This is a genomic window from Leadbetterella sp. DM7, assembly GCF_040829825.2.
Classification (GTDB): domain Bacteria; phylum Bacteroidota; class Bacteroidia; order Cytophagales; family Spirosomataceae; genus Leadbetterella.
The window spans coordinates 18,587-31,569 of record NZ_JBFOLH020000010.1 but is presented as its reverse complement, the minus strand read 5'-3'; the positions used below and the strand labels follow the sequence as shown (position 1 = coordinate 31,569).

General features: G+C 52.0%; 9 protein-coding genes. 6 read left to right on the top strand and 3 right to left on the bottom strand.

The window, feature by feature from the left end:
* Positions 1 to 66: 66 nt before the first annotated feature.
* Positions 67 to 1,377, bottom strand: coding sequence for a M56 family metallopeptidase (locus AB2U10_RS12260; RefSeq protein WP_367915304.1), 1,311 nt, complete (start codon positions 1,375 to 1,377; stop codon positions 67 to 69).
* Positions 1,374 to 1,724, bottom strand: coding sequence for a BlaI/MecI/CopY family transcriptional regulator (locus AB2U10_RS12255; RefSeq protein ID WP_367915305.1), 351 nt, complete (start codon positions 1,722 to 1,724; stop codon positions 1,374 to 1,376). The genes AB2U10_RS12260 and AB2U10_RS12255 overlap by 4 nt, the downstream gene beginning before the upstream one ends.
* 178 nt (positions 1,725 to 1,902) lie before the next feature.
* Between AB2U10_RS12255 and pheT the strand changes: the two genes are divergently transcribed.
* The 4 genes from pheT (at position 1,903) to rny (ending at position 6,669) form a co-directional block, all read left to right on the top strand.
* Complete coding sequence (gene pheT / locus AB2U10_RS12250; protein WP_367915306.1) at positions 1,903 to 4,326, top strand: phenylalanine--tRNA ligase subunit beta; 2,424 nt, start codon at positions 1,903 to 1,905, stop codon at positions 4,324 to 4,326.
* Positions 4,326 to 4,712 carry a hypothetical protein gene (locus tag AB2U10_RS12245; RefSeq protein WP_367915307.1) on the top strand — a complete coding sequence of 129 codons (387 nt, stop codon included), beginning with the start codon at positions 4,326 to 4,328 and terminating at the stop codon, positions 4,710 to 4,712. The genes pheT and AB2U10_RS12245 overlap by 1 nt, the downstream gene beginning before the upstream one ends.
* 18 nt (positions 4,713 to 4,730) lie before the next feature.
* On the top strand, positions 4,731 to 5,021 hold the full coding sequence (zapA, locus tag AB2U10_RS12240) for a cell division protein ZapA (protein WP_367915308.1): 291 nt from the start codon (positions 4,731 to 4,733) through the stop codon (positions 5,019 to 5,021).
* An 82-nt stretch (positions 5,022 to 5,103) separates the two neighbouring features.
* Positions 5,104 to 6,669 (top strand): ribonuclease Y, encoded by a 1,566-nt coding sequence (gene rny / locus AB2U10_RS12235; protein WP_367915309.1) that lies wholly within the window; start codon positions 5,104 to 5,106, stop codon positions 6,667 to 6,669.
* 98 nt (positions 6,670 to 6,767) lie between these two features.
* Here the strand turns inward: rny and AB2U10_RS12230 are convergent, their stop codons facing one another.
* On the bottom strand, positions 6,768 to 8,432 hold the full coding sequence (locus tag AB2U10_RS12230) for an N-acyl-D-amino-acid deacylase family protein (RefSeq protein ID WP_367915310.1): 1,665 nt from the start codon (positions 8,430 to 8,432) through the stop codon (positions 6,768 to 6,770).
* Positions 8,433 to 8,692: 260 nt separating this feature from the next.
* Here AB2U10_RS12230 and AB2U10_RS12225 point away from each other — a divergent pair, with 260 nt between their 5' ends.
* Positions 8,693 to 11,389 carry a DUF1553 domain-containing protein gene (locus AB2U10_RS12225; protein WP_367915311.1) on the top strand — a complete coding sequence of 899 codons (2,697 nt, stop codon included), beginning with the start codon at positions 8,693 to 8,695 and terminating at the stop codon, positions 11,387 to 11,389.
* Positions 11,389 to 12,870 carry a DUF1501 domain-containing protein gene (locus tag AB2U10_RS12220; protein WP_367915312.1) on the top strand — a complete coding sequence of 494 codons (1,482 nt, stop codon included), beginning with the start codon at positions 11,389 to 11,391 and terminating at the stop codon, positions 12,868 to 12,870. Before AB2U10_RS12225 ends, AB2U10_RS12220 begins: the two co-directional genes overlap by 1 nt.
* Positions 12,871 to 12,983: the final 113 nt, after the last annotated feature.

Here is a 12,983-nt window from a genome sequence, read left to right as displayed (position 1 = left end):
AGGTTTTAAAGCCCTAATATAAATAATAAAGTCTTTTACGCAGGGATTGTTTCGACCAATGAGCGGTTATTGTCGAGTACGTGCCTTAGTTACAATATAAACCACCCCGTTTTTGGCTTTTTCCCCGTAAACAGATTTGACGGCATCGTTTTTAACCACAGACATGGACTCGATCGTCTCGGGGACCAATTTCACAATTTGTTCTTCAGTAACCGGCTTGCCGTCGAGGATGAAGAGCGGCGATTCGGAAGAGGAAGAAAGACCCCTGAAAATTACCGGTCCTTTTAAGGAGAGCTGATCCTGGTCATCGATCTCATATGCTGCAGCTTTGAAAGCAATGCCGGCGTCGGTTTTCAGTTCCACGCTCTCTATCATGGCTTTCTTTTCGGCCTCGTTATAGGTGGCGGTTACCGACCGGGTCAATCCTGACCGGGTCAATCCTGACTGTGTCAATCCTGACCGGGTCACTCCTGACCGGGTCAACCCTTCACTTTCCTGAGCTTTGGCCAGGGTGTCAAGCGTTTCTTTCTGGCAGGAAAAAGTTAGTAACCCGGCAAATGCCAGCACCAGCGGAGTCAGCAGCATATAGGCTATCAGCCGGGATTTCGGAGATTGGTTTTTGTTCATCATATGTATTCTTCTTTTTAAGGTTTTGAATGCAAACTGGTTCCCGGGATAGCTTCCCGGGAAATTGTTCAGGGATATACCCACCAGGCTGTGCTGGTAAGAGACGCGGTCAATGCCCGAGTTCAGCACCCCGGCATCTACCAGGAATTCCAGGTTGTCTTTTACGCTGAGGTTAAGGAGCTTCACCAGCGGGTTATACCAGCAGATAATGCTGCAGATTTCGGCAATGATCACGTCAAAGCTGTGCCGTTCACGGGTATGGATATGCTCATGCGCAATGATCTGGTCCATTTCCGTATCGGAATGGGCTTTCCGGTAAATATAGATCCATTTCCAGAAAGAAAACGGGCTGATCCTGTGTTGGGTGTCCCGGTAGGTGTGCCCGTTAAACCGGGCTTCTGTAGAGCGGGCATGGATTTTTCCGAGGCTGACAAAGCGCAGGGCAAAGCGGAGGAACAGCAAAATAAAGACGCCGGAAAAGAGATATACCAGGTAAGGTTCCCAGCGGGTGCCCCCTGCAGCGCTGAGACGGGTAAGGTCAGGAAGGGCGATGGTCACGCCTTCGGCCGGTATCTGAACCATTTTCCGTGCTTTGAGGAACGGGTAGATTAACGCTGTGAGCATGCCTCCCAGCAGGTAAAACCGGGCCCACCTGAAAAACGTCAGGTTTTTAAGGAGCAGGATATAGCCCAGGTATACCAGGCTCAGGATCAGGTTGATCTCCAGGAGGTTGGTCCAGAATGTGCTCATTTTTTGATCATATTTAAAATTTCAGCCAGCTCTTCGGGTTTAAGCTTTTGCTCTTCGGCAAAGAAGCTCACCATGTCTTTGTACGAATTGCCAAAGTATTCTCCCACAAAGCTGCTCATGAAGCTTCGTTTGTACTCGGTTTGGGAAATGCACGGAAGGTATTTCTTGGCATTGGCATGCCGTTCATGCATGACGTACCCCTTTTTCTCCAGGTTTTTAACGGTAGAGGCCAGGGTGGTATAAGGTGTATTCGAATTCATTTCTTCCAGGATGTCTTTGACAAACCCGCCATTGAGCTTCCATACGGCCTGCATGGCTTCTTCTTCCTGTACGGTTAATCGTTCCATAATTACTAAATTTTCGTAAATCTACGAAATGTTCGTAATAATACAAATAGCGGGAAGGTTTTTTGTTTTTGGCGGATATAGGCCTGTCCTTTATGTTGCGTCTTTTATTACATTTCAGCAGGCTTTGACGTATAATTTTGCAGGTCTACGCGTATCTTTGTGAAATTTTTGGGAAAACATGAAAATTTCGTATAAAAATCTGCAGAAGCTGATTCATTTTACCGAAACACCGGAAGAGCTGGGTGTTTTACTGACTTCTACAGGTTTGGAAGTGGAAGGAATAGAGAAGGTGGAAGCCGTAAAAGGCGGGCTGGAAGGCCTGGTTATCGGGAAGGTGGTGACCTGTGAGAAGCATCCTGACGCCGATAAGCTGAAGGTAACCACTGTAGACGTGGGGGGTGAAGAGTTGCTGGATATTGTGTGCGGGGCACCGAACGTGGCGGCCGGGCAAAAGGTGATCGTGGCTCAGCCGGGTACTACGCTATACCCGGTGGAAGGGGAGCCCTTTACCATTAAAAAATCAAAGATACGGGGAGCGGTATCTAACGGGATGCTGTGCGCCGAAGACGAGATAGGGCTGGGGAGATCACACGCCGGCCTGCTGATCCTGGATACCGAATTGCCTCTGGGTACGCCCGTTTCCCAGTATTTTAACCTGGAAGCCGACTACGTGTTTGAGATCGGGCTGACCCCCAACCGGGCCGACGCGGCCTCGCATTACGGGGTGGCACGCGACATCCGGGCGGTGACCGGCCTGCCGCTGAACCTGCCGGAGGTAAGCGGTTTTGCCCTGGGCACTGAGAAATCTACCATTGACCTGGGCGTGGAGGCTACCGATGCGTGCCCGCGTTTCTGCGGACTGGAGATCCGGGGTGTGGAAGTGAAGGAGTCGCCCGACTGGCTGAAGACTTTCCTGAGAACGCTGGGCATGAATCCCATCAATAACATCGTAGACATCACCAATTACGTGTGCCACTTCCTGGGGCAGCCCATGCATATCTTTGATGCCGATGAGATCCGCGGAAACCGGGTGATCGTGAAAAAGCCAACCCAAGATACGGAGCTGGAAACGCTGGATGGAGTGAAACGTAAATTTACCGGGAATGACCTGGCCATCTGCAATACGGAAGGCCCGATGGCCATTGCCGGTGTTTTTGGCGGAAATGCTTCGGGAGTGAAAGATTTTACCCGGAACATCTTCCTGGAAGTGGCTTATTTTGACCCGGCGCACATCCGCCGTACCTCGTCGCATTTCGGCCTGAAAACCGATGCGTCGTTCCGGTACGAAAGAGGCACGGACCCGAACATGCCGCCTTTTGCCATCCGTTTTGCTGCCCTGCTGGTGCAGGAGCTGGCGGGCGGAATGCCGGTAGACCGGATTTTCGATAATTACCCGTCGCCAATTGACCGTTTTGAGTTTGATGTAAAGCTCCGGAACATTGACCGGCTTATCGGGAAAGCGCTGGGAGAGGAAAAGATCACGTCTATCCTGGAAAGCCTGGACATTAAGGTTATGGCTTCAGAGAACGGCGTCCTGAACGTTTCTGTACCGCCGTACCGGGTAGATGTAACACGGGAAGCGGATATTGTGGAGGAAATTCTCCGCATTTACGGTTTTGATAACGTGGAGCTGTCCGAGCACCTGCGCTCCGATTTCCTGTCGGATTTCCCGGTGAAAGACGAAGAGTCGTTGCGTGTACGGGTGTCGGAAGCCCTGGCCGCCCGGGGTTTTAACGAGGTACAGAGCCTGTCGATTGTGAGCCCGAAAGAAAACGAATGGACCGGCAACCCGGACACGGCCGTGAAGCTGATGAACCCGCTGAGCGAGGAGCTGTCGGAAATGCGGCAGTCGCTTCTTTTCTCCGCCCTGAATACGGCGGTATACAACATTAACCGCCGGAACCGCGACCTGAAAATATTTGAATTCGGGCGGGTGTATTCGCGGTCGGTCAACCAGGAAGGAAAGACCCGTGTGAAAGAACGCAAGGTGCTGAGCCTGTTGCTGACGGGGAAAACTTCGGCGGAGTCGTGGGCGGAAAAACCGGAGAATACGGGGTACAGGCATATTCACCAGGCCGTTCACCAGGTGCTGAGCCTGATGAAGGTTCACCAGACGGAGAATAACGAGACCTCCTCGGCTTTATTTGCTTACGGGCTTGACTACCTGGTCCGGAATAAGGTGCTGGTCAGCTTCGGGCCGGTGAGCAATGATCTGCTGAAAAAGGCCGATATGAAGCAGGCGGCGTATTATGCCGAGTTCGACTGGGAGCTGCTGCTGCAGGTGTATTCGCCCGATTTTAAATATGCAGAAATCCCGAAATACCCGGAGGTGAGGAGGGATCTTTCGCTGGTGCTTCCTGACGAAGTGAAATTTGAGACGATCCGGAAGCTGGCGTATCAAACCGAGAAAAAGCTGCTGAAGCAGGTCAATATTTTTGATGTATACAAGGGAGACAAGCTGGAAAGCGACCGGAAGTCGTATTCGGTGAGCTTTATCCTCCAGGATACGGAAAAGACGCTGAACGATCAGCAGATTGACCGGACCATGCAGCGGCTGATGGATGTTTTTGAAAAAGAAGCAGGAGCTTTAATCCGGAAATAATGCAGGACGATGACTTTTTAAAAGAAAACGGTTTTTTGCTTTCCAAATTTGAGGAAGTGCAGGGGCAGTTTTTGCTTTTAAAAAGCCAGGTAAGGAGCCAGAAGGCGGTAATAGAGGGCCTGGAATACGATATTTCGAATTACAGGAACCGGGAGGAGCGGCTTTTGCAGAGCAACCGGCTTTTAAAGGAAAAGGTGGCCCAGCTGGAAGCAAGGATAAGTGAACAAAGTATTTTAGTTCCCGAAAACTTTAAAATACGAAATAATTTTGTTAAAATTGTAACCGATATTGAAGAAAAAGGATCAGTGGAAACCATGAATCTGAGAGATTTCCTGGATACGCTGATTGAAGAAATAGATATTTGTATTAATCAATTGTCCGGATAATATATCGTAAAAAACCGCATGGTAAGTGCTGAAAAGGAAAAGGTAGTTTTTAACCTGAGTGGTGAAAAGATCCCCTTCCTGGTGCCGAGGGAGGAAGAGGCCTTTTATGTGGAAGCGCGTGATATGTTACATGAACGGTTGGCTGTGTTAAAAAATAAATACTCCGCTTCGGCGAACCTGAATCAGCTGCTGACGGCCCTGGCTGTAGAGGCGCTGGTAGATGCCCTGAAGGTAGATGACCGCTATAGTAAGTTGAAAAACGAAGTGGATCAGCGGTTGGATTTGATAAGGAACAGCTTACCGGATTGATTTTCTCCAAGTCTACAATCTTCTTTTTTGATATCAAGTGAAACGGGATGTTTCATTTTTTAATCATTAAAAGAAATTTATAATGTCTGTTTATTTAATTGCAGCAATAGCGTTACTCGGAGGTCTGGCCCTCGGGTACTTTCTGGGCAATAGCCTGATGAAAAAGAATGTTGCTAACTTCGAAGAAGATGCCAGGAAGAAAGCCGATGAAATCATAAGAAATGCCAATCATAGCGCTGAAAGCGTCAAAAAAGACAAGATGCTGGAAGCCAAAGAGCATTTCCTGAAGCTGAAAGCCAATTTCGATGAGGAGTCGAATAACCGCAAAAACCAGATTCTCCAGAACGAGCAGAAAGTGAAGCAGATGCAGCAGCAGGCTGCGCAGCAGATCGAGCAGAACAAGCGCCTGGAAAATGAGCTGAACAACAAAACCAATAAGCTGAATGAGCAGATCGACCTGGCCTCCAAAAAACGGGAGGAAGCCGAGAAAATGCACCAGCAGCAGGTGGTTCAGCTGGAAAAGATAGCCAACCTCACGGCCGAGCAGGCCAAGAAAGAGCTGGTGGAAGCCCTGAAGCAGGAGGCGGAAACCAAGGCTTCGAGCTACATCAAGCAAACCATGGAAGAAGCCAAGCTCTCGGCTACCAAAGAAGCCAAGAAGATCGTTATTGAAACCATACAGCGTACCGCGGCCGAACAGGCCATTGAGAACTGTGTGTCGGTTTTCAATATTGAGAGCGACGAGATCAAAGGCAAGATCATTGGCCGGGAAGGCCGGAACATCCGTGCCCTGGAAGCCGCTACGGGCGTGGAGGTGATCGTAGACGATACCCCTGAAGCCATTGTGATCTCCAGCTTTGACCCGGTAAGAAGAGAAGTGGCACGGCTATCCATGCACCGCCTGGTGCAGGACGGACGGATCCACCCGGCGCGTATTGAAGAAGTGGTGAACAAGACCCGCAAGGATATTGATAACGAGATCATCGAAATCGGTGAGCGTACGGTGATTGACCTGGGTATTCACGGGCTGCACCCTGAGCTGATCAAGATGGTGGGCCGGATGCGTTTCCGTTCTTCGTACGGACAAAACCTGCTGCAGCACTCGCGTGAGGTGGCCAAGCTTTGTGCGGCCATGGCCTCTGAAATGGGCCTGAACGTGAAGCTGGCCAAGCGTGCAGGTCTGCTGCACGACATCGGTAAAGTCAATAACGAAGAGTCTGACCTGCCGCACGCGCTCCTGGGCATGGAGCTGGCCAAGAAGTACAAGGAGAACCCGGAAGTCTGTAACGCTATCGGAGCTCACCACGATGAGATCGAAATGACTTCGCTGATCTCGCCGATCGTGCAGGTGTGTGACGCTATCTCCGGCTCAAGACCGGGTGCACGGCGTGAAATGATGGAGTCGTACGCACGGCGTCTGCGTGACCTCGAAGACCTGGCGCTTTCTTTCAAAGGGGTGGAGAAATGTTATGCCATCCAGGCCGGCCGTGAGCTACGGGTGATCGTAGACTCGGAAAATGTTTCGGATGAGGATGCGAACATGATGTCATTCAATATCTCCCAGAAGATAGAGAAGGAGATGCAGTACCCGGGCCAGATCAAGGTGTGTGTGATCAGGGAGATGCGGAGCGTTAATTTTGCGAAGTAATGATTTTAGTGAAAAACTAAAAGTGAAAAGTTGCGGTACATTAGTATTTAACATAAAAAGCAATGTACTGCAACTTTTAGTTTTTAACTTTTATCTTTTCACTTACCCGCGCCCGGCCCCTTCACGAATTTCCCCGGAAACGCCCCGGTATGCTCACCGTCTCTGAGCACCTGCTTCCCGTTTACAAATACCTGCTCCATTCCTTCAGATAGCTGATGGGGTTTTTCATAGGTACTGTTTTCTTTCATTCGGGCGAGGTCAAAAACAATCACATCGGCAAAATAACCCGGCTTCAGGCGACCCCGGTCTTTGATCTTTAAGCGCTCGCAGGGCAGGGCAGTGAGCTTATGGATGGCCTCCTGCAGGGAAATGACCTTTTCATTACGAACGTATTTTTCAATCAGGCGGGTGAAGTTCCCGTAAGCGCGCGGGTGAACATTCGATTCAAGAAAAATGCCTTCCGGTGCCAGGGAGCCCGCATCTGAGCAAAAAGTAATGTAGGGCAGCTGCATCTGGCGCTTTACATTATCTTCCGACATCAGGAAATAAACCACTCCCACGCGGGAGTCGTCCTGTACGACCAGGTCCATGGCCGTTTCGTACCAGGGTGTACCGCGCATCTCCGACACTTCGGTCAGGGTTTTCCCTATATATTTTTTGAGGGAATCCTGTTTGAAGCCAATGAGGAGTGACTTGTCGGGCCCGGCAGCCAGGCAGAGGTTTTCCCAGTCTTTTTGCGGAGCCTGCATTTCCAGGCCTATTTTTTTGCGGATAGCCGGATCCTGAAGCTTTTTCCGCCATCCGGCCAGTCCGCCCTCCTGCACCCAGGTAGGCATGGCGGCATCGAGACCGGTAGCTCCGGCGGTGTAATTGTACATGTCGGCGGTGATGGCCAGGCCCGTTTTATTGGCGCTGTCTATTTTTTGGATAACGGCACCCAGCTTGTGCCAGTTGTCTTTTCCTGCCATTTTGAGATGGTAGATCTCTGCCGGTATCCCGGCTTCGCGGGCAATGGTAATGAGCTCGTTCAGGGCCTGGTCGATACGGTTTCCTTCGCTGCGCAGGTGAGAGATATACATGCCCTTATAGGGGGCTGCGGCTTTGGCCAGGGCAACCAGCTCTCCGGTGTCGGCATAGGAACCCGGCGCATAGATCAGGGCGGAACTCAGGCCCATAGCTCCTTCCTGCATGGCCTGCCTGACCAGGTTCTGCATCCGTTCCAGCTCCTGCGGAGTGGCTTTCCGGTTGGTAAAGCCCAGCTCGTGCGACCGCACGGTGGCAGCTCCTACGAAAGAGGCCACATTGACCGATACTCCTTTGTTTTCAAGGTACCGGAGGTACTCACCGAGGGAGGTCCAGCTAACCTTGTACCGGATATGCCCCTGGGTTTCTTCGGTATATTTTTTCAGGGCATCATTGAAGGGGCCCATGGAGTCGCCCTCGCCCATGACCTCCAGGGTGACGCCCTGCTTTATCCCGCTGAGCGAACGACCGTCGTGAATAAGGTTTTCATTGCTCCAGCTTAACATGTTGACAAAGCCGGGCGAGATGATTTTGCCCGTGGCATCCACTACTGTTTTAGCCCTGGCATTCTTCAGGGAGGGGCCGGTGTACACTATTTTTTCACCGTTAATGGCTACGTCTCCTGTGAAAGGCTCTCCCCCGGAGCCGTCATAAATGGTGCCGTTTTTAATCAGGATGTCGTATTCGGCCGGTTTCTGGCAGGAGATCAGGAACAGGAAAATGATGGAGAGGTAGCGCATACATGAAGGTTATAGGGATATAAAAATACGCAGGAAAAGTAACAATCTTTGTGTTCTTTGTGCCTTTTACTTTGTGCAATATATTTTTTCACCAAGAACACAAAGATGTTTTCACCAAGAACACAAAGACAAAATATAGCCTTATCTACTCCATCAGGGGTTATGCCAGAAGACTTATTTTATTGTTTATTGAATAAATAATTGTAATTTTCAGGGGTAAATTAAATTTTTGCGATTTCCGCAAAAAGATTCCAACCCTGATGAAAGCAAACTTGCTGAAGTTCATTGTATCAGCCCTCTGTAGTTTAGGTATTTTTCTGACCGGATGTACCGGATCAGGAGAAAAGGTCGACTATATCACCCAGGTTAAACCCATCCTGAATAAGCACTGCATAAGCTGCCACGGCGGTGTAAAAATGCAGAGCAACTACAGCCTTCTCTACCGGGAAGAGGCGTTGGGAAAAGGGAAATCGGGGAAATACGGCATTATTCCGGGGAATGCCTCCGGGAGCGAGTTTATCCGCCGGCTTACCCTGCATGACCCGGAAGAACGTATGCCTTACCAGAAAGATCCGCTGAGCGAGGAGGAGATCGGCCTGCTGACGAAATGGATAGACCAGGGCGCGGAGTGGGGGAATCACTGGGCCTATGAGCCGGTGAAAAAACCGGCAGTACCTTCTGTTAAGGGAAGCTGGGCCAAAACGGATATCGACCGGTTTATTCTTCACGAGGCACAGAAACAAGGATTGAAACCCTCAGCACAGGCGCCTGATGAGGTGCTGCTGCGCCGGGCGGCATTAGATGTTATCGGCCTGCCGGCGCCGGACAACCTGAAAGCCGAATACGCAAAAAATAAAAATTATACCGCCTACGTGGATCAGCTTCTGGCTATGCCGGCCTATGGAGAAAAATGGACGTCTATGTGGCTTGACCTGGCCCGGTATGCCGATACCAAAGGATATGAAAGAGACGGCCGGCGGAACATCTGGCGGTACCGCGACTGGCTGATCCGGGCATTTAATACGGATATGCCGTATGACCGCTTCCTGACCGAGCAGCTGGCCGGCGACCTGCTGCCCAACGCCACCGAAGACCAGCTCATTGCCACGGCCTTTCACAGGAATACCATGACCAATGACGAGGGTGGTACCAACAACGAGGAATTCCGGACTGAGGCGGTGATTGACCGGGTCAATACTACCTGGGAAACCCTGATGAGCACCACTTTTGCCTGTGTGCAATGCCACAGCCATCCCTACGACCAGTTCCGGCATGAAGAATACTATAAATTCATGGCCTTTTTTAACAATTCCCGCGATGAGGATACCTATGCCGACTATCCCGTTTTTCGTCATTACGACAGCACCGGGAGGCAGAAGCTGCAGGCGCTGAGCGGCTGGCTAAGAGAGAAAGTGTCGCCGCAGCAGCAAAACGAGCTGATGATGTTCCTGAAAACGCTTCAGCCCTCGTACAATTCCATTGTATTTGATGAATTTGTGAATGCCGAGCTGGCCGATACCAAATGGCTGGCGCTGCGAAATCATTCTTCCGCCCGTTTGCAAAACGTCAATCTTTCGGGGAAAAATCTCCTGATGATCCGGCTTTCATACCCTACAGACGGGCGGCTGGAGCTTCGGCTGGACAGCCCGAAAGGACCGGTAGTGGGGCAGCTGCAGGTAAAAGAAAGCTCCCGGGGATGGCAGCTGATGGAAATTCCCCTGAAAAGAACAGAAGGCCGGCATAACCTGTATACCGTTTATGCAAGTCCGCGGCTGAAAGACCCCAATGCTACCGGTATGATGTTCGACTGGCTGCATTTTATGGAGGATCTTCCGCAGGGAAATGATGCGGAAAGCCGGAATTATGCCGCTGTTTTCCGGGATCTTCTGAATGCTGACGTGGAGCAGACGCCTGTAATGATAGAAAACCCAGGAGACTTTGCCCGGAAAACCCATCTCTTTGAGCGGGGCAGCTGGCTGAGCCCGGGAAAAGAGGTCACACCCGGCGTGCCTGCCCTGCTGGGAGGCCTGAAACCCGGTCAGCCCCGGAACCGCCTGGGTCTGGCGCAGTGGATGACCTCTGACAAAAACCCGCTCGTAGCGAGAACCATGGTTAACCGGGTCTGGGAGCAGATCTTTGGCCAGGGACTGGTGGAGACACTGGAAGATTTCGGCTCCCAGGGAGCAGCACCGGTTAACCGGGAGCTGCTGGATTATCTTTCGTATCAATTTATGCATGAATACGGGTGGTCGGTAAAAAAGCTGATCCGGGCTATCCTGGTTTCGGAAACTTACCGCCAGAGCTCGGAAGTAAACCCGGAAAAGCTGGAAAAGGATCCTTTTAACCGTTACCTGGCCAGGGGGCCGAGGGTACGTCTTTCTGCCGAGCAGATCCGTGACCAGGCCCTGGCGGTCAGCGGTGCCCTGAACACCCGGATGTACGGTCCGCCGGTGATGCCCTACCAGCCTGATGGGATCTGGAACAGCCCTTACAACAGCGACCGCTGGAAAATGTCTGAAGACGGCCAGCAATACCGCCGGGCCGTATATACCTTTATGAAACGAACCAGCCCTTACCCGTCTATGGTGACCTTTGATGCCACAGGGCGTGACATCTGCCTGTCGCGGAGAATCCGGACCAACACCCCGCTCCAGGCGCTGGTAACCCTGAACGACTCTGCTTTTGTAGACCTGGCCGTACACCTGGCCCGGCGGGTGCAGGCGGCGGGTGTGCCTGAAAAAAGCATTGAAATGGCGTATAAAGCGGCTACGGGAAGAAGCCTTTCCGCAGAAAAGCGTAAAGTGCTGCTGGACCTGTATCAACAGGCGCACGCCGCCTATCAAAAAGACCCGGCCCTGTGCAAGGCGCTGGCGGGCGGTACCGATGCCCGTTTTGCGGCCCTGGTACTGGTGGCCAACAGTATTCTTAACCTGGACGAAGTAATTACCAAAACCTGATGGAAAAGATTTTAAAAGAAGCTTTTTGGCGAAACCTGGAAAGAGACACCCGGAGGAATTTCCTCAAGGGCAGCTTTATGGGTCTGGGCGGGCTGGCGCTGGGCTCGTTGCTTTCCTGTGAATCTACAGGGAAAGCCGCCGGGCCGGTATTTGACCCGCGGAACCCGCTGGCGGCCCGGCCGCCGCATTTTGCTCCCCGGGCGCGGTCGGTTATTTACCTGCACATGGCCGGGGCACCGTCTCAGCTCGAGCTTTTTGATTATAAGCCTGACCTGGCAAAGCTCGACGGGCAGGATTGTCCGCAATCTTTCCTGGAAGGCAAGCGCTTTGCGTTCATCCGGGGTGTGCCCAAAATGCTGGGGCCCCAGGCCACCTTCCGCCAGCACGGACAGTCGGGTGCCTGGATCAGCAATTACCTGCCGCATTTAAGCGGGGTGGCCGATGAGCTGAGCTTTATGAAGGCCGTGAGCACCGATCAGTTCAATCATGCCCCGGCGCAGCTGCTCATGCAAACGGGCGGTGCCCGCTTAGGCAGGCCCAGCCTGGGCTCATGGGTAACCTATGGGTTGGGTACAGAAAACAGCGATCTGCCTGCATTTGTGGTGCTTACTTCCGGCGGGCAGAATCCTGACGCGGGTAAGAGCATCTGGGGCAGCGGCTTCCTGCCTTCGGTTTACCAGGGTGTGCAGTGCCGTTCGGAAGGAGATCCCGTGCTTTTTATCAAAGACCCCGACGGCATAACCCGTGATCTGCGTAAGGCCTCTATTGAAGCCATCAATGAAATTAACCGGCAGGAGTACAACGAGTACGGCGACCCGGAAATTCTCAGCCGGATCAGCCAGTATGAAATGGCATACCGCATGCAGATTTCCGCACCGGAAGTTTTTGATATCCGGCGAGAGCCCGAATATATTCACAAAATGTACGGCACGGAGCCCGGGAAAACCAGCTTTGCCAACAACGCCCTGCTGGCCCGGAAGCTGGTGGAAAACGGGGTGCGGTTTGTACAGCTGTACGATTGGGGCTGGGATACGCACGGTACGCAGGCCAGCGAAGCGGTAGACATCGGCCTGATCGACAAATGCCGCTCGATAGACCAGGCCGTTACGGCGCTTATCCTGGATCTGAAGCAGCGCGGGTTGCTGGATGAAACGCTGATTGTGTGGGGTGGTGAATTCGGCAGGACTCCCATGGCCGAAAACCGGGAAGGCAAGCCCAATGCCTTTAAGGGCCGTGACCACCATGCCGAGGCATTTACGATGTGGATGGCCGGTGGTGGCATTAATCCCGGGGTAACGTACGGAGCAACCGATGAGATCGGGTATTCGGCGGTTTCGGGCAAGCTGAACCCGCACGATGTGCACGCTACCGTGCTGCATCAGCTGGGTTTTGACCACGAAAAATTCACGTATGAATTCCAGGGGCGGCCGTTTCGCCTGACCGACGTGGCGGGAAAGGTGGTGAAAGAAATTACAGGATAAGAAGTTAATTGTTAGAAATTAGACAGGTGTTTGTCAGCGATTAGTCAGGCCGTTTGCTTACGGCCGGTTTTCCGCAGCCCTTTTCTAATGTCTAATAGCTAACAGCAAAAATT